19 protein-coding genes are annotated in these 23,916 nt (G+C 62.3%); 4 read left to right on the forward strand and 15 right to left on the reverse strand.

Annotation, left to right across the window (positions count from 1 at the left end; all coding sequences use genetic code 11):
- Positions 1 to 467: 467 nt before the first annotated feature.
- From LFL96_RS02200 to LFL96_RS02225, 6 genes are all read right to left on the reverse strand, one after another.
- Positions 468 to 2,354: an AAA family ATPase gene (locus tag LFL96_RS02200; protein WP_280997545.1), complete on the reverse strand. Its 1,887-nt coding sequence runs from the start codon at positions 2,352 to 2,354 to the stop codon at positions 468 to 470.
- A 1,018-nt stretch (positions 2,355 to 3,372) separates the two neighbouring features.
- A complete protein-coding gene (locus tag LFL96_RS02205) occupies positions 3,373 to 3,660 on the reverse strand; it encodes a PAAR domain-containing protein (protein ID WP_280997547.1) in 288 nt (95 codons plus the stop codon).
- Positions 3,661 to 3,673: 13 nt separating this feature from the next.
- The gene (locus LFL96_RS02210) at positions 3,674 to 4,711 is read right to left on the reverse strand and encodes a T6SS immunity protein Tli4 family protein (RefSeq protein WP_281000878.1); all 1,038 of its coding nucleotides are present in this window, start codon (positions 4,709 to 4,711) and stop codon (positions 3,674 to 3,676) included.
- Entirely contained in the window at positions 4,711 to 5,853 is a 1,143-nt protein-coding gene (locus tag LFL96_RS02215) for a hypothetical protein (protein ID WP_280997549.1), read from the reverse strand. The genes LFL96_RS02210 and LFL96_RS02215 overlap by 1 nt, the downstream gene beginning before the upstream one ends.
- 13 nt (positions 5,854 to 5,866) lie before the next feature.
- On the reverse strand, positions 5,867 to 7,279 hold the full coding sequence (locus LFL96_RS02220; RefSeq protein WP_280997551.1) for an alkaline phosphatase family protein: 1,413 nt from the start codon (positions 7,277 to 7,279) through the stop codon (positions 5,867 to 5,869).
- A 15-nt stretch (positions 7,280 to 7,294) separates the two neighbouring features.
- A complete protein-coding gene (locus tag LFL96_RS02225) occupies positions 7,295 to 9,418 on the reverse strand; it encodes a hypothetical protein (RefSeq protein WP_280997553.1) in 2,124 nt (707 codons plus the stop codon).
- Positions 9,419 to 9,731: 313 nt separating this feature from the next.
- On the opposite strand from LFL96_RS02225, the gene LFL96_RS02230 reads away from it, so the two are divergent.
- A complete protein-coding gene (locus LFL96_RS02230; protein ID WP_280997555.1) occupies positions 9,732 to 10,436 on the forward strand; it encodes a response regulator transcription factor in 705 nt (234 codons plus the stop codon).
- A 103-nt stretch (positions 10,437 to 10,539) separates the two neighbouring features.
- Positions 10,540 to 12,546 carry a sensor histidine kinase gene (locus LFL96_RS02235; protein WP_280997556.1) on the forward strand — a complete coding sequence of 669 codons (2,007 nt, stop codon included), beginning with the start codon at positions 10,540 to 10,542 and terminating at the stop codon, positions 12,544 to 12,546.
- An 88-nt stretch (positions 12,547 to 12,634) separates the two neighbouring features.
- Here LFL96_RS02235 and LFL96_RS02240 read toward each other — a convergent pair whose 3' ends face one another.
- The gene (locus LFL96_RS02240) at positions 12,635 to 13,093 is read right to left on the reverse strand and encodes an Lrp/AsnC family transcriptional regulator (RefSeq protein ID WP_281000880.1); all 459 of its coding nucleotides are present in this window, start codon (positions 13,091 to 13,093) and stop codon (positions 12,635 to 12,637) included.
- A gap of 293 nt (positions 13,094 to 13,386) precedes the next feature.
- Between LFL96_RS02240 and LFL96_RS02245 the strand changes: the two genes are divergently transcribed.
- Positions 13,387 to 14,460, forward strand: a complete 1,074-nt coding sequence (locus LFL96_RS02245; RefSeq protein ID WP_280997558.1) for a Glu/Leu/Phe/Val dehydrogenase dimerization domain-containing protein — start codon at positions 13,387 to 13,389, stop codon at positions 14,458 to 14,460.
- On the opposite strand, the gene LFL96_RS02250 is transcribed toward LFL96_RS02245, so the two are convergent.
- A complete protein-coding gene (locus tag LFL96_RS02250) occupies positions 14,461 to 15,264 on the reverse strand; it encodes a hypothetical protein (protein WP_280997560.1) in 804 nt (267 codons plus the stop codon).
- A 237-nt stretch (positions 15,265 to 15,501) separates the two neighbouring features.
- Here LFL96_RS02250 and LFL96_RS02255 point away from each other — a divergent pair, with 237 nt between their 5' ends.
- Positions 15,502 to 17,178, forward strand: coding sequence for a methyl-accepting chemotaxis protein (locus LFL96_RS02255; RefSeq protein ID WP_280997562.1), 1,677 nt, complete (start codon positions 15,502 to 15,504; stop codon positions 17,176 to 17,178).
- A gap of 17 nt (positions 17,179 to 17,195) precedes the next feature.
- Here LFL96_RS02255 and LFL96_RS02260 read toward each other — a convergent pair whose 3' ends face one another.
- The 7 genes from LFL96_RS02260 to LFL96_RS02290 form a co-directional block, all read right to left on the reverse strand.
- Positions 17,196 to 18,005: a c-type cytochrome gene (locus LFL96_RS02260; RefSeq protein ID WP_280997564.1), complete on the reverse strand. Its 810-nt coding sequence runs from the start codon at positions 18,003 to 18,005 to the stop codon at positions 17,196 to 17,198.
- Complete coding sequence (locus LFL96_RS02265) at positions 18,002 to 19,636, reverse strand: b(o/a)3-type cytochrome-c oxidase subunit 1 (protein ID WP_280997566.1); 1,635 nt, start codon at positions 19,634 to 19,636, stop codon at positions 18,002 to 18,004. The genes LFL96_RS02260 and LFL96_RS02265 overlap by 4 nt, the downstream gene beginning before the upstream one ends.
- A complete protein-coding gene (locus LFL96_RS02270; RefSeq protein WP_280997568.1) occupies positions 19,623 to 20,195 on the reverse strand; it encodes a cytochrome C oxidase subunit II in 573 nt (190 codons plus the stop codon). Before LFL96_RS02270 ends, LFL96_RS02265 begins: the two co-directional genes overlap by 14 nt.
- Positions 20,196 to 20,197: 2 nt before the next feature.
- Entirely contained in the window at positions 20,198 to 20,374 is a 177-nt protein-coding gene (locus LFL96_RS02275) for a hypothetical protein (protein WP_167444571.1), read from the reverse strand.
- Between the two features lie 36 nt (positions 20,375 to 20,410).
- Positions 20,411 to 21,808, reverse strand: a complete 1,398-nt coding sequence (locus LFL96_RS02280; protein WP_280997569.1) for a cytochrome c — start codon at positions 21,806 to 21,808, stop codon at positions 20,411 to 20,413.
- Positions 21,805 to 22,521 (reverse strand): c-type cytochrome, encoded by a 717-nt coding sequence (locus LFL96_RS02285; RefSeq protein WP_280997571.1) that lies wholly within the window; start codon positions 22,519 to 22,521, stop codon positions 21,805 to 21,807. Before LFL96_RS02285 ends, LFL96_RS02280 begins: the two co-directional genes overlap by 4 nt.
- Before the next feature lie 420 nt (positions 22,522 to 22,941).
- On the reverse strand, positions 22,942 to 23,829 hold the full coding sequence (locus tag LFL96_RS02290; RefSeq protein WP_280997573.1) for a LysR family transcriptional regulator: 888 nt from the start codon (positions 23,827 to 23,829) through the stop codon (positions 22,942 to 22,944).
- Between the last annotated feature and the right edge of the window lie 87 nt (positions 23,830 to 23,916).

Consider the following 23,916-nt stretch of genomic DNA (forward strand, 5'->3'; position numbering starts at 1 on the left):
GATTTTCCAGATCTTCCTGGATGCACGTGGCATTGATCTCGATGCTCGCCTTCCCTGCGACTTCAGTACCATAACTGGACGCCTTGGCAGCCAAAGACTGATGTCGTCGTCAATTTTCGGCTCACCTCTCGCGAATTGACGCAGCACCGCGATCGCGCGACATGCGATCGCGGGCCGCCGGGTGCGGTCGGTACCCCGACACCCGGGCGCTGCGACGAGGTCACCGCCCCCATACGCCTCCGCAATGCGAATCAGACGCTTCATGACTCGTCCAAGAAGCCCGCGGGCGGATTGCCCCACTGCACGAATGTGGGAAAGATACCGGCTCACTGCGGCACGCGCGGTCAAGCCCTCGTACTACGCTCTCAGCGCCGCCAGCGACGCGTGGTCGGGAAAGGCCTGTGGCAGGCCACTCCAAGAATCGTCCCGCTGGTTTGCGCCATGTAGCAACGAACGCGTTGCGTCTGTCAGGCCTTAGGATTGCCGGCAAAGCGGACGGTATTCTCGAGGCCGTGGCTTGCAGCCCAGCGCAGGATTTTCGAACGCAACAGTTCCATATAGTCAGCCTTCATGTCATCCGGAGCAAACGGCTCGTGTTGTTCGCCGCGGACGAGGTCTTTCAACAGTGTCTGAACTTGTTCCCCCAATTTTGCGTCTTCGGTTATCGCTCGATAGGCGTTCAACGGCTTATCCTTGGACTCTTCGTCGCCACCAAGGAACCGTTCGAAATCGGGCACGCTTACCCGATGCCGAACCTGCAGGCCAGCAGTTCTAGCCTCCATAATTGCATCCCGGATTTTCTTGTTCTCGGTCCACATGCCGTTTTTGTCTCCGTTGGTTTTGAACGGTGGATCGCAGTCGTGCACAATGCCGAAGCCGATCTTGAAATGGCGCAATACCTTGATCAGCGGCACGAGTATCGCCTTTCCGCGAGCCCGGATGACAGTCGCCCGGTCCATGAGTTCTTGTTCTTTTTCCACGATGGCAGCGATAAACGCAGCATGCTCGGTGTCGCCCTCAACGAGCACTGGGTAGGAACCAAAAAACACTTCCGCAAGACTAGGGTCAATGTGCTGTAGGGCTTGCAATCTTTGCTTCTCATCGCCTTCAAACGTGATGAAATCAGATCGATATGTCTTCGGCGCTATGGGCGCTTCATCATCCGCGCCGACGCGTTCCAGCCGTACGATTGTTGTATGGTCCTCAAAAGGATTAACGAAGTACGGCGAATGGGTAGTCATCAAGACTTGCCAGTCCGGACTTTCGGCCAGCTTGTAAAGGTGCCGTTGCGCAGCCCGGGCCGCCATAGGATGCAAGGCATTTTCCGGTTCGTCGATTAGTAGCAGATAACCAGGCAATGACGGGTCATCAGGACTTTCGGGTATAGGCGCTCCAGCGATATGGGCGTCGAGCAACGCCGTGAGCGTCGCAATGCGCGCGTCGATCTCAGCGCGAGCCTCATCGGAAATCTTCTTGGTCTTTTTCTTTGCTTCGTCGGCGAGTTCTTTCTCGATCTTCTTCTGGAACTCGCTTCGAATTTCCTTTTCCCGCGTTAATTCGTTGTGTACTTGTAACATTGCCCAAAAAAGCGCCCGACGAGCGCCCGTTCCTTGCTGCGCAAGCGACGTGTCAGCCTTACCGTCAGCGATTCGGAGCCCGGACCCTTTCTTCACCAGATCGTCGACCTTCACCGCAAACGGAGCTGAAGCGATGTTCAGGCGGACGCCCAGCGACGGGAAGACACTTCTAAATCCATTGGTTACTTGCGCGGCGATCTGGTTGAATGTCTCTTCGTGAGCTACGCTGAGTTCATTGATATTGGCTGTGATATTAGAAATCGCTTGAGACAAAGCGGACTCGGCATTTTGTCGCTCCTTCTCGAGACTCGCGATCAACGGTGTCAGAGCTAGGGTTAGCAGCATCTGCTCAGTCTTCTCGGAATCGTCAAGGGATCCGATGCGAAGCGGCCGAGGTAGCCGTGACGTAAAAACGTTGTCTAGACCAGCAGCATTTTTGTCAGGATCCCAATCTCCGACATTGTCTGCCCCACCAGTTGGATTCCATGTCGTGCGCACGCTCTGGAAAGACGGGGGCGCCCACTGCCAGCGACTCCTGACTATGCGCAAGCCGTCTTCGTTTACCTTCCACTCGGGTGCAATGTTTCCGATGCCGTCTGGAATGTGAACGTCGAGGATCACTTCTGACGGTTGATCGTTATTCGCGTGCAGATGTCGATCCCGCCCCGGCTCAAAGGGGATAGAGCCCTTGGCCAGCTCGTATGCGCGAAGGATCGTCGACTTCCCGGCATTGTTGCGCCCTACGAGGCACACGACGTTGTCGAGCGAAATGTCCACTGCATCGTTTCCGATGCACCCGATGTTGCGAACACTTATGCGTACGAGCTTTGACCTATTTTCATCTGCCGCCATGCCTTCCCCCGATTAGTATTATGAAACGTGCACAGCGCAGCAGTTTCGGCTAATGGCGGTCTTACGTCAAAACAAAAAGCGGACCTCCCAGCGCGCATAACATCCTATTCTTTGGCAATATCTCCGCATATGGTTCGTTGGTGCGCTTTTGGACTATGTAACAGTCAGCTAAGGTTACGGTTCGAGTGCAGGCATGGATTCGTCAAAGATGCCGTGCTGCACGGTGGGGTCCTGCGGCTCTCGCCTGTGGATAACTACTCTGCTCGCCTCCCCCTGCACCCCTCATGCCAGTGAGGAATATAGTTCCCGGAACGGCAGAACCGTGTAAACAAGTGGCCCTCAGACGAGCTACTCGTTTACGTTGCACCGGTTAGACTGCCGAAAGGCCTCGCTGGGATGGTAAGCGGAACCGTTCTAAGCGATCTCGACTGAACGTTGTCGCCTGATGTAAAGAAAGACCCGGAGGTTCGGGCTAAGTCATTGACTTAGCCCGAACCTCCGGGTCTTTTTGTTTGCGCGGTTTTTCAGTTCTGGACTTCCGGCCTACATAGCCGATGTGATTTGTAAGGTCGCACGCTGCGCGAGGGTCAATGTCCCCTTGATGGCGCTATCTTGTAGGCTGTAGACGCGGACATCCTCTCGTCGATTGGAATCGATTAAGGGAATGATTGCCTTGTCTCCATCCGGATGTAGACGAAGCGACCAACTGTGTGATGCATCTATTTCTCCGCGCAGCCGCCAGCGACCGTAGACTAAGTTCTTCTGCTAGGAGTGGCAGCCTCCGCCGAGTGCCTGTATGCAATCCCATAACGATTGACAACCGGATACAGCGAAAGCCCATGCTAATAACAAACCGGCTCCGATAATTTTCTTAACCATACCGCCGTCCTTTACCGATGGTTGAACCAGGTTACATTTTGCTAGCCGCTTTAGCTCTGCGACCCTATACGTCGACGTATGAGGTCTTCTGCGAGGGCAGCAGGCGCGGAGGCGGTGTACACGCGCACATACACACGTCGTCACTCAACGCTGCCTGCCGGGCATCGGGACCCGTCATTGAAACGCGCGGGCCCTCGCACTGGATTCGCCCTACGGTTTTACAGACTGGACAAAGGACTGGATCGCCCTCATACGCCTGTTCGCGTTCACCGAGCAAATCGCGTGTGTCGCCGCTTTGCACGATACCGCCGACCGTTGTCACGTCACCTTTCACAATGTCGTAACGCCTCACGATTCGTCTTCCATCAGATCGCCCCCGGCCTTGCACGTAGGCTGCTTAGCAACGTGTCCCAAGCTTGTAGCGCCCCCGCCTCATCGACAGGGGAGGTAGCCTGATCCGGTGGCAGGTCGCTCCGGGCTGATGTGCCTAGCAGCAGTTCGATCGACGTATGCGGTTGCGCGAGGGTGGCGGTATTTCCAGATGCCAGCAGGTAGAAGCGATATACGGTGACGGTCCCGTCCCTGAGCGCGAACAACACCTCCTCGGCATCCATGCCGGCAATCTTCCGTTTGCCTTGGCGCAGGATGCGGTAGCTACCGGGCATGTCGTCTAGTTTCGCTCGCAACGCGGGCAAATCACGACTAAGCAACTGACCCTGATCGCCATCCGCTGCATCGCGCAATTTGATCACCAGCAGCGCAGGCCGGCCCGGCATCAGAGCGAACGACTGGCTGACTTCTTCCGTATAGTTCGACGATCCAGTTACGATTCCACCGTCAAAGCAAAATCCGGGTTCCGTCGGTACTGTCCAGTTATCACGCATCTTGATGCGCTTGTAGGTGTCGTCATAAATGCTTTCCACGCGATCAAGGGCATCCGCGCCGATCATGCCTGTCGTATGGACAAGCGTTCGATTTGCGAATAGATATCCTTCCGTATCGAACGGCAAGGTCGCTGTTTTCGCCACCGCGTCGTTGTATATGAAAATCCGCGAATGCGACACCGGTGAAAACGCTTTTTCCAGCCACACGTGTCCGGTCTTCTCATCCAGATTGACTGGATTCACTCGTTGCCGGGTACGAAGTTCCTTCTCGCGTATTGAGACCTTGGCATCGTAGGTCTCTTGTGAAACATCGTGAGTTGTAACAAGTTTTTCGCCACGATACTGATAGACCTCATTCGAAAGCTCACTCGAGACAGGCCTATCGAAGAGGAGGCGGCCGATACACCACGGACGGGCTTTGGAAAGCAAAGGATTATTCATTGTCGGTTCCACGGGAAAAGCAAAAGAGCAGGCGCAAAACCCCGCCAGCAAAAACAATGAGCGAACAAAGCGGATCATCATGATTCTCCGGGTACGGGGACATTCTTCACGATCTGCACCACGCTATAAAGAAGTGCCCATCGGGTCCACGGGTGCGCGTAACTCTTCATGTGCTCGTAGCCCGCCTGGACGAAAGCCATTTGGACCCCTTTCGCCCGGGCGCCAGGGATATCAGGCTTCAGGCCGCGCGCCTGGGCATCCGCCGACCATGCTGGCACAGTCCCGTCACCACGAATGATCCCTGTCTTGTTCGCCACGCGTGCCCAGTCCGTTGAACTGCTCACGTTGGGTATCTGGTTAGTCTTTTGCACAGTGAACGTGACAGTTAGCTTGCGCTCCTCAAGTAGCACGCGAATTTCGCCCTTTCCCGAATCATGTAGGCATCTGGCGCCACGAAGCTCATTCTCCTGTACATCGGAGGGGAGATCGCTTGTCCAAACGGCATTGCCCCATGTCAGCAAGTCTTTCGTCGGTTCCCCATGCTCGATGCTGGGCGTGTTTTTGCTGTCGGTTCCAGCAGACGTACCGGATGATGGCGAACGAGTGTCCAGTCCTCCGTTAGCGTATGCCACATACGTGTTGCCGTGGTATTTGTTCTTTAGTTGGCTTTGGCGTATGACCACCTGCTTTAAGGTGGACTTGTAATGGTCAACAAGCACATTAGTGCCCGTTTCGTTCTTGCCGAGTCGCTGTCTTACCAGTCCAGCAGGATCAAGCTGGGCTTCTTTCGGCAACAAACCGTACCATTTGTCATTGAGATAAAGCTCGTTGTATGCGTCGCCCCCCTCAGGGAATTGCATGAGTATTTGTCCGTCGACGCGCGAAAAAATCCACCACGGCGCGCCGTTGTGATAGTCGGGCATCGGCGTTAGTTCTAAAGGTCCCGGTGCGTTCGCCATGACTGCAATGAATTCGTCCGCGTCGCGACCCAGCAGGCTGCCGTTGACGAACCCGTTCATTCCGCCTTCCGGACCGCCTCCTGTCTTAATACGTTTGGCCGCCAGTGGCGCACCGGTGGCGGGTTGCGCGCCGTGGAAGACGCCGTGCGCCAGGCTTGGCGTGTCGTCGTGCCTCTGCTTCCCTAAGCATTTCACTGTCGGCAACGTGCTGCGGAATTCGGGAGCCAGCCTGCGATCCCACGCGCCTTCTCGTTTGATCAAGGCTTGGCTCGTCTCATTCGCGCCCGCTCTCCTTCCCCACGCCCAATCGAAGCATGACCTCCTGCAAATACGCCACTGCATCGCCCTGATGACTGGCCTTCATTGCACGCCGCCTCAATTCATCCAACCCGGCGTCATGTTTCACCAGCGCTTGCGCCGATTCCACCAGTTCGAACTGAAGCCCGTTGAGCGGGGCGGCGTGTTCGACGGTGAGCGTCTTCCTTGCGGCCAGCGGCGCCAAACTCAGCGGCGTATCGGTTCGCGGCTCAGCGAGCGAGAACAACGTGGAAAGATCGTTCTCACCAGCCCACTTATCGCGCGCCGTCAGATTAGGCAGGCCAAAGCGCTTTTCGAGCAGCGCCGCGATGGCGGTGTGATCGTGCACACGCGAGTCGATGGTCATCCGGGGAATCAGCGGTGAAACGACCACCGCCGGCACGCGAAAACCGAGCCTGTCGAACCTGAAGCGGATGAGCTTGCCATCCTCGTCGTCGTCTTCGCCGATCCTTCCATCAGGGTTGACGGTCGGCGGCGAACCGGCGTGATCGTAGGTCCCGCCGGCTTCGTCGTACGTGACGATCAGCGCTGTCTTCTCCCACAGCGGAGATTGGCGGATAGCGTTGTACAACGACGCAATCAACTTCTCGCCCTCCAGCACGTCGTTCGACGGATGCTGGTCGTTCGCACGCAAACCTCGCTGGTCGAAATAGCGCGGTTCGATGAACGAGTAGTGCGGCAGCGTGCCTTTTTCGAGATCGCGCGAGAGCCGGTCGATCGGATTGAACGGCGCGTGCGCCATCACCGACAGCATCGTCAGCGATTGCGGCACGTCGTGATAGTAGACGGCGGTGCTCCTCCCCGCCTTCTTGAGCAGTTCGAAAATCGTGCGGGACGAGGTCACTTTTTGCGTGCCGCCCAGATAGCCGTCCGACGTCGCCGCGTGAACGAATCGCCGGTTCGGACACGTGGCCCCCGGCGCCGAGCTGAACCATCGGTCGCAGATCGCGAATTCGCGGGCGAGCGTCGTCAGCACCGGCAGGCGTTCGGGCGCGAAGCACTTCATGATGTCCTCGGGACGACCGCCAAGCCGCTGCTGATAGTCGTGGACATAGCCGCTGTTGGTGGGCGGCGTATCCGGCAGCCAGTCGAGTTTTTGCCGGGCTTCCTTGCTCAGGCCGAACATCTGCGTCATGGAAGCCGGGTTGAAACTATGCCCGGGATCGACGGGAGGATCGCTGTAGTTCGCGTCGTCGCTCACGGTGTAGCGGGGCGACGACGCGTCGTTCGGATCGGCGGGATTCGATTCGTCGCCCTGCAAGCCGTCGATCGGATAATCCGGCGCCTTCATGAAACCCAGCAGGTGATCGAACGAGCGGTTCTCCAGCATGAGCACGACGAAGTGATCGATGCGGTTCAATGTGTCCACGGCGAATATCCCCTGTCACGCTTTGCGCACGGCGGCGATACACAACTCGCCGAGCGCGTTGATCGACGCTTGCGTGAATTGGCCGAGATCGCCGATCCCGATCGGTTGAATCTTCGACAAGATCTTGCCGAGTTCCTGAGCAAGGTCTCTCGCCGCATCCGCGGCGCGACCGTCGACGCATTTACCCAGTCCGCCGTGTACCTCGTGGTTGGTCGGCACCGGCGTTTCCAGCTGGAAGACGATCTGCGAACGGTTCTGCCCGATCTGCATCGCGAGGCTCGGGATCGCTTCCGCGTAGACGTAGCTGGTGAGCGATCGGGTCGTGACGGGGATGCGGACGTCGGCGACCACTCGCAAGTCGACCGTCAGCCTGGAATGGACGATATCGACCCACGACCAGTCCACGGCAGGCGTGTAATCCCTTTTCCAGAAGCGGCAATACTGCCCATCGGTAAAGGCGCGCAGACGTTCCTGATGCGGTACGTCCGAGGTGACCTTGTACCCGTACGTCAAGGGCCGCGTCCCGTCCCGTCCCTGCGGTCCCATCTCCTCTCGAAGGCGGCTCTGGACTACATCACCGACGACGTGGATCGTGATCCCGTTGCTGACGTACAGCGCGGCGTCGCTGCCGGCCGGCAACACCGACGAGTCGAAGTCGTGTCGATGCGGCTGCGGCGCTCCGCCTTGGGTGGACAGCAGGACGACGAGAATGCCCTTGGGCCGAGCGGAATCCGGCACGACGATCGTTTCGATGTAGGGGAATTGCGTACCGTCCGGAAACGGCGCTGAGAACGAACCGAGGCGCTGCGCGGGCTGCGATGCGATCCGCGAGGCGAGCGTTTCACCCAGTCGCGCGGCGGCGTCTGCGTCCGCGGCGCGATGCACGCCTTCCACTCGCGGCGGGGCCGTCAGACGTGAAAAGTCGAGCATGAGGTCCCACTGTCCGTCCTGTTCCGGCGACGGCACCAGTTTGACGGACGGCGTCACCACCACGCGCGCGTCGGCTGCCTTGGCATCGGCATTGGTTTGTGTCGACACCACGCCGTCTGCTTGTGCCTTCAGCGGGAAGGACACGGCGAAGCCGGACGTGCCAACGTGGCCGGCGGCAGCCACTACGCCAGAGTCGAGATGCACGCCGAGAGCGTCGTCGCGCGATGCATCCGTCAGTGCGGCTTCCTGCTGCGTACTAAAAGCGGACTCCAACGGCAGCGCGCCGAGATCCACCGCTGCAACGCAATCCCAGCCCTTCAACGCCGATTCGATCGACGGGAAGTGAAGCGCTCGCATGATGCCCTTGCCGTCGGCATCCACACCGATCACGCACAGCATGTCGCCTAGCGCGGCGGCGGCCGGCCCTTCGTCGATATCCAGGCCGATATTGAGCGGCTTCGCGTATTCGAACCGGTAGCCGTCGCGGGAGAAGACGTGATAAACCGCGTTGCCGCCATTGTCCCGATAGAACAGGTGAAGTTGCCCGTTATAAGCGACCGGGGTAGGCGACGCGCTGGTCTCGGCATTGCCGGCGACGTGGAAGAACTCTCCGCCTACCCAGTCCTTCGCGTCACGCGACGAGATGTGCATGACGCCCGTCTTGCCATGACCGTCCTTGTAGAAGATATGGAACCGGCCATCGAATGCGGCGATGCCCGGCCGATTCGCCGAGGTCGAATGGCCGGTGTTGCCGTGGACCCACGCGCCGGCCGACAGCTTCGAGTACATGACCGCGTCGCCTTCGAAGTTCACATAGGTGAGGACGAGCGACTCGTCGTGCGCCGCAACCGACAGATGCGACCTCGCGCGCCGTTTCATGTCGACGGGGGCGCTCCACGTCACGCCGTCGGACGAGGTGACGTAATACACCCCATCGCCGCGATCCGCGCGAAAGAACACGTACAGGCGATCCTGATAGACGACGCTGCAGGGGCCGGCGCTCGTCTGGATCTTGTTGCCGGTCGTGACGTCGGTCATGGCCGCCGCAGTCGCGGGATCCCAATAGAAACCATTCGACGACCGGGCATGCATCAAACGGATACTGCCCTCCTGCTGATAAAAGCAGTGCAGTTGCCCCTTGAATGTCGTGAGGGACGGCGGAACGAGCCGGTTGGTATTGCATTGGGTGTAGCCGCGCTGAAATTGCATGTCTGTGGCCTCGAATTGGAGTAGTTGTGAACTCGACTGCGTGGGTCGTGCATCATGCAGCCGGCCGCATGGCCGGAAACACGAAGAAAATCGGTGTGAAAACGTGACGAGCGGCGACGCGCGCTGGCGCATGCTCAAGGCGAAACTCAAGACGTTTCGCCCGTCGAGACAGGTGCGCAAATCGCGATCGCGATGGTGAATCCCCGTTGCGGCGGCTTTGATTTGAAATCGAGTATAGTCTGACGATTCCGCCGTTTCTGTAGCACAAACGCGCTACACGGCGCGCCCGCGCGTGTCCCTACAAATTGCCTTCATGCCAGCCTCACGCTCCGATTCCGCGACCGTTTCGATTAGCGTCGTCGAGGACGATCACGCGTTTCTGAACGATCTTCGGCAGGTGATTCAGGCCGAGGCAGATATGCATCTCGCCGGGGTGGCCGGTACGCGGGCAGAAGGACTCGCGCTGCTGCAAGGCGCTCCCGCCGACGTATTGCTCGTCGATCTCGGCTTGCCGGATGGCTCGGGCATCGACGTCATCGCGGCGGCCGCGCAGGCATGGCCGCGCTGCAACATCATGGTCAGCACGAATTTCGGCGACGAGACGCATGTGATGCGCTCGATCGAGGCCGGCGCCGCCGGCTATCTGCTCAAGGACAGCTCATCGGCGCGCATTGCCGATGAGATCCGCAGCGTCGCAAGCGGCGGCAGTCCGATCAGCCCGATCATCGCGCGGCAGATCCTCACGCGGTTTCAGCAAGGTGGCGTGGCGCTGCGTCAAGCGGCGGCGCCGGCTGCCGCGGTTACGCCATCACCGTCGCCATCGCCTTTATCCGCTCGCGAAGCGGAAGTCCTCGACTTCATCACCAGGGGTTTCACGACGCAGGAAATCGCCAGGCTGATGGCGGTGTCGCATTTCACGGTGCGCAGCTTCGTGCGGCGCATCTACGGCAAGCTGAAGGTCACGTCCAAGGCGGAAGCGATTTATGAAGCAAGAACGCTTGGACTCCTGCGTGACTGACGCGGGTCCGGCGCCGCGCCCGCAAGCAGGCCGCCCCCACTGGATTGTGCGAGCTCGCGACGATGTTCGAGGGAGCCGGCGCACGGCCCCGGTCCTTGCCGGAATGCTGTTCCTCGTTTCCATTGCACTGCTTGTCGGCGCGGCCATGTGGTATGCCGCGGGCGCAACGCCACAGCGTGCCGACGCGCGCGAGCATCTGACCGAAGCGGAGTGGATAACGCTGCCGACGAGCGCAGCTGCCGTGCCGCCGCCGACGGTCGATAGCCGCGCGTTGTCCGCTGCATGGCAGCGCACCGGATTGCCGCGGGCGCTGCCTGCACCGACGCGTGCAAACTCAAGCTCAAGCTCAAGCTCAAGCTCAAGCTCAAGCTCAAGCTCAAGCTCAAGCTCAAGCTCAAGCGATTCACCGGCCAATGCCGACATGCCAGACAGCGTCACCTGGATCCGGGTGACGACGCATGCAACGCACCTGCCCGCTGGCCCGCTGGTGTTATACGGTAGCCGCGTCAAGACGGACGGCACTGTCGCGATCTACGCCGACGGCCGTCTCGTCTATCGCGCGCAACGGCAGGGGCCGCTCTGGAACAGCCTGTTCACGCCGCTCTGGATCGAACTCGACCGGCCCGATGGCGCCGCGCCGCCCGCCGAAATTCTGGTCCGCCTGACACATACGCGTGTCACGGACGTCGGCCTCGCTTCGCTCTGGCTCGGCACGGCCGACGCGCTGCGCGGCCGCTACGTGATGCGCCAATGGCTGCAGCGCGAGTTGCCCGCCACGCTCAGCGCGGCGTTCCTGATGGTCGGCGGCTTCGCGCTGTTCGTATGGTTGCGGCGCCGCCGCGAAACCGGCTATCTGCTTTTCTTCAACCTCGCGGCCACATCGTTCGTCGCGCATCTTCACTACTACGCCGGATTGCCGATCACCGACGACTGGTTCGCGTGGGTCACCATCAACGCGCTTTTGTGGATGATCGTGGTCGTGCATTTCTTTCTGTGCCAGACGCACGGCCGGCCGTTCAAGTGGCTGACTTACGCTGTCGTCGGCGTAAGCGGATCGATCACGATACTTACGCTGCCGCTGATCGCGGTGTTGCCGGTACTGCCGAATACGCCCGTCATCGTTCCGTTGATCTATGCCGTCGAGATCGTGATCGGTGCGGTGGTCGGTGTCGCGGGCGTGCTGGCCGGCTGGCGTCGTTCGCGTGAAGCGCGGCTGGTGGCGACGGGCGTGAGCCTGTGCATCGTGCTCGGCATCTCCGATTGGGCGATGTACAACAACGTGGTGAGCCTGGAAGGATGGTTTCTCGGGGCGTACATGAATGCCGTCACGTTCGCGATCTTCGGTCTGCTGATCTACCGGCGCTATGTCACGGCGATCGCGGAGGTCGAGCAGATCAACGTGAGTCTCGCGGAACGGCTTCAAGCGCGCGAAGACGAGCTCGAAGAGAGCCACCGGCTGCTGCGCGAAGCCGAGCTCAAGCGCACGATCAGCGACGAGCGCCAGCGGCTGATGCAGGACATGCACGACGGGTTGGGCTCGTCGTTGATCAGCGCCATTCGCTCGGTGGAGCGCGGCGACGCGAGCAGTCCGCACGTGTCGCAAATCCTGAAGAGCTGTCTCGACGATCTGAAGCTGACGATCGACTCGATGGAGCCGGTCGAGGCGGATCTCCTGCTGCTGCTGGCAACGCTGCGTTTCCGGCTGGAGCCGCGACTCGAACGGTCGGGCGTGACATTGCGCTGGGACGTGCAAAAGCTGCCGACGTTGCCCTGGCTCGATCCGTCCAGCGCGCTGCATATTCTGCGCATCGTCCAGGAGAGCATTGCGAACGTGCTGGCGCACACGCGTGCCAGCGAAATCCGGGTCGGCACTGCTGCCGACGTGACCGGCGTGCGGGTCGTTGTCGAAGACAACGGTCAAGGCTTCGATGTCGAGAAAGCGCTCGGTGCCGGCAAGGGGCATGGTTTGCGCAATCAGTTGCGTCGCGCGCAAGCCGTCGACGGCACGATCGAATGGGCGGCCAGTTCGACCGGCACGCGTTTCACGCTTTGGCTGCCGCTCGCGCGCGATGACCGGAAGGGCGACCTTGCGCAGCCACGCGCAACTTGAGCGGGAAAGCCCTCGATCCTTCATGCGGACTGGACGTCCGCAAGTAGCGGCGCTTCGTGCTGCATGGATCGAGGGCGGATGGCCCCCCTCAAACCTCCACCGACACCCCTCGCTTCAAACACCGCAACGCAAAGATCGACCGGCTATTCTGAAATCCCGGCAGCCGATAAAGCTTGCGCCGCAAAAACTCCTCGTAGCCCTCGGTGCCGGCCACCGCCACCTTGATCAGATAATCGTATTCACCGGATACGAGAAACGCCTCGACCACTTCCGGCAGATCGACCAATGCGTCGCCGAAACGCTCCAGCGTCCGCTCATCGTGCTTGTCGAGCGTGACTTCGATGATCACGGTATCCGGTATGCCCAGCGCCTTCTGATTCAGCAACGCCGCATAGCCTTCGATCACACCCGCCTCCTCGAGCGCCCGCACGCGATTCCAGCATGGCGTCGCCGACAGGCCGACGCGCTCGGCAAGCTTCGCATTCGAAAGGCGCCCGTCCTGGCGCAATTCGCGCAGGATGCGCTGGTCGATGGCATCGAGTGGCATGAGGTTCCTGGAGAGTTGGCGCATTGCACCATCGGCTGGGAGACGAATCGTCTTCGAAATAATAATCCGGCAGTCGATCATTCTGCCATGTCAGTCGCATGGCCCGGCAATCAGAACAAATCCCCGAATTTGTCCGCCTAAACTCTTGCGGCTGACCGAGACGCGTCTCCCGCCTCTCCCTTGCGTCTCGTGTCGACTCCGCATGCGGCCGCGATCCGGCTTGCATCCGGCATCGCGCGCGGCTACCGCCGTGCGCTCCCATTCAATCGACCTGCCCACGAGGAAGGACCCAGATGGACCGACTCACGACCACCGCCGCCGGCACGCTGTTCGGCATTCACGGCGAACCCGCGCACGAACGCGTCGTACTCGCGACCGATGCCGCCACCGGCCTGCAAGCCATCATCGCCGTGTACAGCACCGCGCGCGGCCCCGCGTTCGGCGGCTGCCGCTACTGGCAGTACGCGTCGGACCACGAGGCCTACAACGACGCGCTGCGTCTGTCGCAAGGCATGGCGTTCAAGAATGCGCTCGCCGATCTGCCGTTCGGCGGCGGCAAGGCGGTGATCCTGCGCCAGCCGCACACGCTCGACCGTACCGCGATGTTCAAGGCGTTCGGCCGGCTGGTGCAATCGCTCGACGGCATCTACCTGACCGCCGAGGATGTCGGCACCACCGCCGACGACATGCGCGCGGTCCAGAGCGAAACGCGTTACGTGAGCGGCATTCCGCGCTCGGGCGACGTCTACGGCGGCAACCCGTCGCCGCGTACCGCATACGGCGTGTTCATCGGCCTGCAGGCGGCGGTCGACGCCGCGCTGGGCCGCAAGTCGCTCGACGGCGTGTCGGTCGCGCTCCAGGGGCTCGGCTCGGTGGGCTGGGATCTGTGCGAGCGTCTGCATCAGGCGGGCGCGCAGTTGATCGTGTCCGACATCGACGCCGCGAAAACCGCGCGCGCCGCCGAGTTGTTCAATGCGCGCGTGGTCGACATCGCGCTGATCGCCGGCGTCGAGGCGGATGTGTTCGCCCCGTGCGCGCTGGGCGGTTCGATCACCGCTGAAGTGGCCGAGCATTGCCGCTTCAAGGTGATCGCGGGCGGCGCGAACAATCAGCTGATGTCGCTCGCCGAAGGCGACGCGCTGCATCGGCGCGGCATTTTCTACGCGCCGGACTTCCTCGTGAACGCGGGCGGCATCATCAGCTGCGTGCGCGAATATCTGGGATCGGCGGAAGAAGCGTCGGTGCTGGCCGAAGTCGCGCAGATCGGTCCGCGCGTGTTCGACCTCGCCGAACGCGTGAATGCGACCGGCGTCGCGCCCGCGCGCGCGGCCGTGGCGTGGGCGCGGGAGAAGATGATCGCGGAGTGATTACCGGTTCAGGTGCGTGAGCGCATCGCGCATCGGCTGACTGGACACGACGATCGGCCCGGTGAACGGCGTGTCCAGATCGACGATCACATAGACCGCGGACGCGATCGACACCGCGCCCAGGCAGATCGTCACGATGGTCAGCGCGTTGCGCGGCGCGATCAGGCCGAAGCTCAGAAAGATCACGCACAGCCAGAAGGTCAGCGTCGTGAAAAATAGCTGCGAGATCGAGCTGTGCGCTTCCTCGATCAGTTTCCAGCGCGCGTCGACAATACGCCGGTATTGCGTGAGGCTGTCGTCGAGCGCGCGTTGCTGCAGCGGATCGCGCGCACGCAGTTGCCGCAGATTGCGCCCGACCGCGGTCAGCATGTCGCCCAGCCGTACATTCTCCAGACTCTGCGAATTGTCCTGACTGCCGACATCCTTCGGATAGTAATCGCCGGCGGGCGCCCGCTCGCCGGTCCAGGTCGAGGCGATCGCGGCCGCCGTGTATTGACGCAGCAGCAAGCGCGCCGGCGCCGTTTCCTGCCCGTATTCGCGCAAGGTCGTGTCGAGTTCGATCAGATCGGCCGCATAGGCGCGCATGTCGTTCGAGGTCGTGTCGAAGCTCGCCTTCGCCGACGCCGTCATCAGACCCAGCACCAGCGCGGCGAACGTCACCAGCATGCCGATCACCAACTGGATCAACTGCACGGTTTCGTGCGCCCGATGCGCCTCATGCAGCAGCGGCCGCACCCACAGGCCGACACTGGTCGTCGCGAGCAACAAGCAGAAGACCAGCACGGACGAGCCTATCTCCACCATGGCAATGCTCCGTCGAATCTCACCCCGCCACTCTCCCTCAACCGCGACGCGGCGAACAGCCGGGTAGTCCCGCAACCATAAAGTTTTTTGTAAACCGGCCGTAGTCCTTTTCTGTGGCATTCGCTTAAATTTTGATAATAGTTGTTGCGGACCTGGCCGGACGAGCTTGGGCGCAGCACGCGTGGCCGAAGCGCAGCACTGAACAGTCGGTCAGGCAGCCCAATGGAGACCCGCCCGATGCTAAAGAATCTGTCGATTCGCACCTGCCTTACCCTGATGATCGTGTTGTTCGGCGTCGTGCTGCTGGCCGGCGCCGCCGCCGGTTTGCTGTCGCTGCGCTCGAGCAACGCGTCGCTGCAGCAGATGTACACGGTGGACACGCCGGCCGTCGCCGATCTCGAAGGCAGCGCTGGGCAGTTGCTGCGTCTGCGGCTCGCGCTGGCGACGTACGCGTCGCTGGTCGATCTGAACGACCAGGACGGCGCGAACGCGGTGCTCAAGCGCTTCGATCAGTATCAGAAAGCCTCCAACGACCGGCTTGCCCACTATGTGAGCCGCGCCAGCACCGACGCCGACGAACAGCGGCTGATCAAGGACATGCTGGACAAGCGCGATACCTTCCTGCACGACGGTGTCGAGCCGGCGCTCGCCGCGCTCAAGGGTGGCGACAAGACCGCCTTCCAGCAATTGCAGGCGCACAAGCTGCCGACGCTCTACAGCAACTTTGAAAAGTCGATGCTCACGCTAGAACAACTGCAGCTCGACCACGGCGCGCAGCGCTATCAGGATGCGCAGAATCTGTTCTACGCGATCTGTATCGTGGTGGCGGTCGGCATCGGTGTGTCGCTGCTGTTCTCGCTGATCGGCCGGGCGGTGCTGGTGCGCGCGATCGTCAATCCGGTCGACGCGACCATCGCGCAATTCCAGCGCATCGCGGACGGCGATCTGACGAGCCGCATCGACGTGACCAGCAACAACGAAATGGGCCGTCTCGCGGCGGCGCTGCGCAAGATGCAGGATTCGCTGATCGCGACTGTCAATTCGGTGCGTCAGGGCACCGAGGCGATCGATACCGGCGTCAGCGAAATTGCCGCCGGCAACACCGATCTGTCGCAACGGACCGAGGAACAGGCCGCGTCGCTGGAAGAAACGGCGGCGAGCATCGAGCAGTTGACCTCCACCGTCAAGCAGACCGCCGACAATGCGAAGCAGGCCAGTTCGCTCGCGCAGGGCGCATCGACGCTGGCCGCGCAGGGCGGCGACCTCACCGAGCAGGTGGTGGGCACGATGCACGGCATCGTCGACGACTCGCGGCGGATCGCGGACATTGTCGGCGTGATCGAAGGGATCGCGTTCCAAACCAATATTCTCGCGCTGAACGCCGCCGTCGAAGCGGCGCGCGCCGGCGAACAGGGACGTGGTTTCGCGGTGGTGGCGAGCGAAGTGCGCTCGCTCGCGCAACGCAGCGCGGCGGCCGCCAAGGAGATCAAGGGCTTGATCGATGCATCGACGGCGCGCGTGGAGGCCGGCTCGCAACTGGTCGAGCGTTCGGGTTCGACCATGAGCGAAATCGTCGAATCGATTTCCCGCGTGAGTTCGATCATGAGCGAGATCGCGTCGGCGGCGCTCGAACAGAGCACCGGCATCGATCAGGTCAATCTCGCGGTCGCGCAGATGGACGAGGTCACGCAGCAGAACGCCGCGCTGGTCGAGCAGGCGGCCGCGGCGGCGGGTTCGCTGGAAGAGCAGGCACGCAAGCTGACCTCGGCGGTTGCGGTGTTCCGCACGAGCGGCGGGGCGGGCGGGTTGGGTGGATCGGGCGCTGCGCTTTCTTCGTTCGCGCGATCCGCTGCACGTCATGGCGAGCCGGTCGCATCGGCGGCAAGCGGGAGAGAAGCGCTCGCCGCCGGCTGAAACCGGGCCCACGACGGTTACTGCATCGTCGCGTAATACTTCGCGACGCCGTCGATTTCCTGCGGCGTCATTTGACGCGCGACGTTGCGCATCTGTTCGTTGATGTCGTTGTGACGCGCGCCAGAAGCAAAAGCCTGCAACTGTGTCACGAGATAAACCGACGACTGTCCGCCCAGCCACGGCGCCGCGCCCTTGCGATCCAGCTGGCCGTGACACGCCGCGCACGGCGCGATATTGCGCTGCGGATCGCCTTGCATCGCAAGCTTCACCGCATTCGCGTCCGGCTGACTGCCGGGCGGCATCAGTTCCGCCGCGGGCGGCTTCGGCAGCGACGCGTAGTACGCGGCCAGATCGTGCAGATCGCGCTCGCTGCGTGACGCGATGATCGCCTGCATCACCGCGCTCTGGCGCATGCCGGTCTGGAAGTCGCGCAACTCCTTGTAGACCACTTCCGCGTATTGCCCGGACAAAGCCGGCGCCGTGACCTGGGCTGGACCCTGCACGCCGTGGCACATCGAACAGTTCTGCGTCGCGATGGTCGCGCCGCGGCCGATCGAATCCGCGTCGGCCTTCGCGCGCCGCAGCGGCGGCAACACGACCACCTCGCTTGGCGCCGGACCGGCAATATTCGGGCCGGCATACCAGCTCGATGGCGCACCGGCCGCGCTGCAGATCGTCGCCCACAAGCTGCGGTCGCCGAACGCATTGCTCGCCGACGGCAGCCAGATAAAGCCGATCAGAATGCTCACGGCGGCGATCGCGAGCGTCCCGCCCACGCTCAGCGTGAACCACGGGTTGCGCAAGCTGAAGACGCGTTCCTGATTCATCGCTGCGCTCCGACGATGACAGCCGGCACCGACGTCTGCGGCAACTTCAGCAATTGCACGATCGGCACGCTGTAGTTGACGACCGTGAGGCCGATCATCAACGCGACCCACAAACCGAAGCTGTTGAGCGCGGCGGGCACGCGCTCGACCGGATGAACGGCGCTCGCGAACCGGAACGCCTGCGGTGCCTGCTGCTGCACCGAAGCGCCGAACTGCGACTTTGCAAGGATGTAGATGAACAGCACGCCGGACACGACGAGAATCAGCCCGCCCACCGCCGACATGCCGACCCAGAACGCCTGCCCCTGCATGCCGGCCATGTTGTAGTCGTAGTAGGCCATGCGGCGCGGCGCACCGAGCAGGCCGACGTAGTGCCACGGCAGCGTGACCACCATCATGCCGACGAACCACAGCCACAATTGCGTGCGCACCAGTTTCGCGGAGACGATCGCGCGGCCGGTCAACTGCGGCCACAGCTCGTAGGCAATCGCGAAGTACATGATGACGATCGCGCCGCCGAAGATCAGGTGGAAGTGCCCGGTCACCCACTGCGTGTTGTGCACCGTCGAGTTCAGCTGATAGCTCATGTTGATCAGGCCGCCCGCCCCGCCGAGCCCCAGCATCACGAACGAAAACGCGATCACCAGCATCATCGGGTTCTGCCACGGCAACGCGGTGAGCCAGCCGAACGCGCCCTTGCCGCCGCGCAGACGCCCGGCGATTTCCACCGACGCGCAAATCGTGAACACCGTCAGCAGCGTCGGCACCGACACCATGCCGGTGAACACCGCATGCAGGAACTTGAAGCCCGAGCCGACCTGCGGATCGGCGAACAGATGGTGAATGCCGATCGGCATCGCGAACACGAGGAACAGGATGAAGGACACGCGTGCCATCGCATCGCTGTAGAGCCGTCCGCCGATCGCGCGCGGCACCAGCGTGTAGTACGCGATATATGCCGGAATCAGCCAGAAGTAGACGATCGCGTGCAGTGTCCACGAGAACAGGATGCGCGACAGGCCCGCATCGATCGTATTCGTGAGGCCGAACGCGACCGGCAGGATCTGGAACAGGATTTCGAGCGCCGCGCCGATGGCGGTCCAGGCCCACAGATACGCGCCCGCCACGTTGGCGAACATCGCGAGCGGAATCGGCTTGCCCGGATTCGCGCGCTTCCAGATGCGCAGATTGATGTGCATCAGCGCGACCCAGATCCACGAGCCGACCACCACCAGCACCACGCCCAGATAGTAGAAGGGACTGCCGATCATCGGCGGATAGAAGGTGTAGAGCACCGAGGCCTGGCCGAGCGCGACCGGCACCATCGCCATCACCGCGCCGACCGCGAGCATGACGAACGCGGCCCATGCCCACTTGAGTCCGGCGAGGCGCTGCGCGAGCGCGAGTTCGACGATCGCGTAGCCGAAGCCCATCGAGATCAGCGTCGGCAGCACGTAGGCCATTACCGAACCATGCGCGGTCACCGAGCGGTAGTAAAGCTCCGGGTCGCCGACCCACGGCAGCAGCGGACTGCGCACCAGCATCTGCCACGCGCCGAGAAAGAGCGCGATCAGAAACGCGATGAAGGCGAGCCAGAAATGGGCGAGAACGAGTCGCTTAGCGTGAAACACAGCTCAGCCTCCGGGATTGTCGGGCTTGCGCGAAGAAGGCGGCTTTGTCGATCACCTTGACGTGCGCCCACATGGTTTGATGGCCGAAGCCGCAGAACTCGTGGCACGGCATGGTGTGATCGGCGGGCGCGTCGAAGCGCGTGTTCAGCGTGGCGACGTAGCCGGGCACGACCATCGTGTTGATGTTGGTATCGGTGACGAGCAGGCCGTGCACGACATCGGCGCTGGTCGCGCGGATCGTCACCGGCGTGTCGGCGGGCACCAGCAGACATTGCGGCGTGAACGAATACTGCTGCGCGATGAAACGCACCACCACCGAGCCGTCCGCTTCGACCGCGCTGCCGAGGTTGTCCTCGACGAATTCGCCGGATAGCTGCAGACGCGACGGGTCGATCGTTTCGACGCGCGACGGCGGCATCATCGCCCAATGCAATCCGGAATAGACGATGACGGCCAGCATCAGCACGATCAGCGCGACCGCGAAAATGGCCCAGCGCCGTTCGGCGCGCAACGCGACGGCGTGGCCGCCGCCGGGTGAATGACGGGATTCGGTCGACATAATCAGTGCACGACGCCGCGCGGTAAAAACACGAAAAAGTAGAAGCCGAACCAGATCGCCATCACGATCAGCGTGGCCACGCCGGCGACCGCGATGGCGCCGTGCGGGCCGGCCGCGACGACGCGTTCCACTTCGTCATCCGTGGGCGGCGCGCCGCTGCGGGTATCGTTCGCTTCCATCGAGAGGTTCTCCAGTCCAGCGGTTCAATGCAGGGTTCAATGCAGCGGTGCCTTGCGCAGCTCGTTGATTTCGCGCGAGCTCACGGGCTGGCCGTGATTGCCCCACGCCGTGCGGATGTAGGTGACGACGGCGGCGGCATCGGTATCGTTCAGTTCCTGGCCGAACGGCGGCATGCCGTAGGGTTCGGGATTGCGCGTCGTGCCCGGCGGGAAGCCGCCGTTGAGAACGATCCGGACCGGATTGACGGCCGAGTCCATTTCGATCGACTGGTTGCCGGCGAGCGGCGGGTAGTGCTGCAACTGGCCCTCGCCCTTTTCGCCGTGGCACAGCGCGCATTTGTCCGCGTAGATCTTCGCGCCGAGTTCGAATACGTGCGTGTTGGTCGGCGCGGTCGGTCCCGACTTGCGGCCGCTCTTGTCGGGCAGCGTCTTCAGGTAGCCGGCCATCGCCTTGACGTCGTCGTCGTTCAGGTACTGGAGGCTGTGATAGGTGACTTCGGCCATCGGGCCGTACACCGCGCCGCGATCCGAAATGCCGGCCTGCAGCAGATCGACGATGTCCTTCACGCTCCAGTCGCCGAGGCCGCCGTCCTTGTTCGACGTCAGCGACGGCGCGTACCAGTTCTGCACCGGAATCAGGCCGCCCGCGAACTGCTCGCTCTGCGACGAGCCGCCGAGCATGTTGATGCGGCTGTGACACATCGTGCAGTGCCCGAGGCCTTCCACCAGATACGCGCCGCGATTCCATTCGACGGATTTCGTCGGATCGGGCTGATATTCGCCTTCGCGGAAATACAGCGTGCGCCAGCCGTACAGCAGCTTGCGTTGATTGAACGGGAAGCGCAGCGAGTTCGGGTGATTCGATTCGCGCACCGAAGGCACGCTCATCAGATACGCGAAGATCGCGTCCGAATCCGCGCGCGTGACCTTGGTGAACTGCGCGATCGGCATCGCGGGATAGATCAGCGTGCCGTCTGGACGGCGGCCCGTGCGCATCATCTTGAAGAACGCTTCCTGGCTCCAGGTGCCGATGCCGTATTGCACGTCGGGCGTGATGTTCGGCGAGTAGATCGTGCCGAACGGCGTGTCCATCGCGAGGCCGCCGGCGAACAGCTTGCCGCGCGGCGCGGTGTGGCACGCGACGCAATCGCCGGCACGGGCGAGGTATTCGCCGCGCTTGATGAGGTCGCTGGATGCGGTGGCTGTTCCGTTGGCGCCCGCGTTCGCGTTTGCGTTTGCGTTTGCGGCGTTTGCGTTCGCGGCGTTTGCGACCGAGCCTGAAGTTACGGACGACGCATTAGCGGCGGCGCGCGCCTGGGTGACGAGCGAGACAGGTGGCACGCCGGACAGCGACAGACTGCCGGCCACGAGTAAGCCGCCCATCAGCGTGATCGACGCGCGCCGTTTGAGGAGATCGCGAAGTGTCGGCTTCATTGCGGTTGACTCCCGCAGGCGAGCGGCAGACGCGCAGCGCTGGCCGGCGCGGGCCGCGGATCGGCCGGACGTGGCTGGCGCGCGAGCCAGCTGGAGACCGCGGTGATGTCGCGGTCGCTCAGCTTCACGGCGATCGAATGCATGCAGTCCGGCGCGAGCGCGTGGCGCGTGCCCGAGCGCCACGTCCCCATCTGCCCGGCGATGTAGCTCGCGTGCAGACCGAGCAGGCCTGGGATGCCCGGTTGCGTGCCGGTCATGCGCTCGCCGTGACAGGCGATGCACGCGGGAATCCTGCGCGCCGGATCGCCCTGCGTGACGAGCCGTTGACCGGCGGCGAGCACGGCCGGCGCGACCGGCGTGCTATCGGGGTCGGGATAGGGCGGTTGCAGATCGGCGAAGTACTGGCTGATCTTGCGCAAATAGTCGTCGGGCAGGAAGGCGAGCAGATAGCCCATCGGCGGGTAGGTACGGCCGCCGTCGCGGAATGCGCTCAACTGGTTGAACAGATAGTCGGCGGGTTTGCCGGCGATTCGCGGGAAGTAGTCGTTGTTCAACCCTTGACCCTGCACGCCGTGGCACGAGGTGCAGGCACGCACGCGTTCGTCCATGGTCGACGGCATCGCGCCGGATGCGTCGCCGGCGGCCAGCGCCGCGCCGCTCCACATGACGTAAAACACGAACAGGACCGAAGATCCGATAGTTCTGCGATACACGCCAGGCCTCGTTGGGGGAACGTTCTTTTTTCTGGATGTTTTCACGCATTCGTCATGCGTTGGCGGGACGAGCCAATACGCCAATACGCGACGCATGACAGCTCTGCGAGTCTTTTTTATTTCGACTGCACCAGCGGCGAATCGTAACGAACTCGAGCGGGACTGCGGGGTGTTGATTCGCTACCGCGAAGCAATTGCTTGACTTAACACAATGAACTGCGTGAATGCGCCGGCGGGCGGCGGGTTTCGGGCTGCGAGGCGAGACGCTTCAAGGGGCGCTGCGAACGTCGGATAACGTGCGGCGCGTCGCGGAATTCGAGCCGGTATATCGACAGCGGATAAAAGCGCGTTGGACGGAAATACCAAATCATCATAGGTGGCGATTTGCGCGCTTTCAATGTCGGCGCGCATTCAATCGCTTCAACTGAACAACTGCTTCAACGCGATTCGTGCGTTGCTGACGAGTTCGCTTTCGCCAGGCCGTCCCGGCAGCAGATGAAACTCGACCGGCGGAAGCGGGGGTAAATCCACACCAGGCGGGCAGGGCATCACGCCGCCGCCCGTCGCCGATTCGTTCAGGCAGGAAATGCCGAGCCCGGCCCGCAGCGCCAACTGCAGACCGGCCACGCCGGACGCCGAGTGCGACACCAGATACGCGACCTTGTGCTCGTCGAGCAGTTTGACGACGAAGCGCTGCAACTGGCACGTGGACGGCAGCAGTACCAGCGGATACGGCGCGGCGGGCCGGGCGGTCGTATCGGCCGCGCAGACCCACAACAGCTTCTCGCGCCGCACGACCGTGCTCGCGGGGGCGCCGCGCCGCTTGCCGGCGCGGGTCGCGTCGGTCCCGAGCCGCAGCGACAGGCCGATGTCGAAGGAGGCGTCGCCTTCCGCGCTGCTGTCGATCACCGCGCTCGGCAGCACCGTCACATGCAGCTTCAGCCGCGGATGCTGCTCCGAAAACGTTTTCAGGATGCGTGCGATGTCGTGCGGCCGGTAATAGTCGGTGATCGCGATGCGCAATTCGCCGTCGAGCGAGCGGCCCTGCACATCCTCGAACGCCGCCTCGCTCATTGCGATGATGCGTCGCGCATGCTCAAGCAGCCGGCTGCCGGCGGGCGTGGGGCTGACGCCTTGTTTGCTGCGCACGAAGAGCGGCAGGCCCGCACGTTCCTCCAGTTTCTTCAACTGTTCGCTGACCGACGACTGCGACAGGAACACCCGGTCCGCGCCTGCCGACACGCTGCCCGACTCGGCGACGGCGACAAAGGTACGCAATTGCGTCAGGTCGAATCCACGTTGGCTCATGATTCGTTTAATCCGATGGATGCCATCTAAATTTCCGGCTTTTCCGATGGAAAGCCCAGCCGTAGGATAACGCCAGATTCCTACTTT

It is taken from the genome of Paraburkholderia sp. D15 (assembly GCF_029910215.1).
GTDB lineage: Bacteria > Pseudomonadota > Gammaproteobacteria > Burkholderiales > Burkholderiaceae > Paraburkholderia.

Excerpts from the sequence above, each read along its gene's own strand:
- LFL96_RS02210 (WP_281000878.1), bottom strand. The coding sequence starts at position 4,711 with ATGATCCGCTTTGTTCGCTCATTGTTTTTGCTGGCGGGGTTTTGCGCC.
- LFL96_RS02225 (WP_280997553.1), bottom strand. The coding sequence starts at position 9,418 with ATGCAATTTCAGCGCGGCTACACCCAATGCAATACCAACCGGCTCGTT.
- LFL96_RS02230 (WP_280997555.1), top strand. The coding sequence starts at position 9,732 with ATGCCAGCCTCACGCTCCGATTCCGCGACCGTTTCGATTAGCGTCGTC.
- LFL96_RS02235 (WP_280997556.1), top strand. The coding sequence starts at position 10,540 with ATGCTGTTCCTCGTTTCCATTGCACTGCTTGTCGGCGCGGCCATGTGG.
- LFL96_RS02240 (WP_281000880.1), bottom strand. The coding sequence starts at position 13,093 with ATGCCACTCGATGCCATCGACCAGCGCATCCTGCGCGAATTGCGCCAG.
- LFL96_RS02245 (WP_280997558.1), top strand. The coding sequence starts at position 13,387 with ATGGACCGACTCACGACCACCGCCGCCGGCACGCTGTTCGGCATTCAC.
- LFL96_RS02250 (WP_280997560.1), bottom strand. The coding sequence starts at position 15,264 with ATGGTGGAGATAGGCTCGTCCGTGCTGGTCTTCTGCTTGTTGCTCGCG.
- LFL96_RS02255 (WP_280997562.1), top strand. The coding sequence starts at position 15,502 with ATGCTAAAGAATCTGTCGATTCGCACCTGCCTTACCCTGATGATCGTG.
- LFL96_RS02260 (WP_280997564.1), bottom strand. The coding sequence starts at position 18,005 with ATGAATCAGGAACGCGTCTTCAGCTTGCGCAACCCGTGGTTCACGCTG.
- LFL96_RS02270 (WP_280997568.1), bottom strand. The coding sequence starts at position 20,195 with ATGTCGACCGAATCCCGTCATTCACCCGGCGGCGGCCACGCCGTCGCG.
- LFL96_RS02275 (WP_167444571.1), bottom strand. The coding sequence starts at position 20,374 with ATGGAAGCGAACGATACCCGCAGCGGCGCGCCGCCCACGGATGACGAA.
- LFL96_RS02280 (WP_280997569.1), bottom strand. The coding sequence starts at position 21,808 with ATGAAGCCGACACTTCGCGATCTCCTCAAACGGCGCGCGTCGATCACG.
- LFL96_RS02290 (WP_280997573.1), bottom strand. The coding sequence starts at position 23,829 with ATGAGCCAACGTGGATTCGACCTGACGCAATTGCGTACCTTTGTCGCC.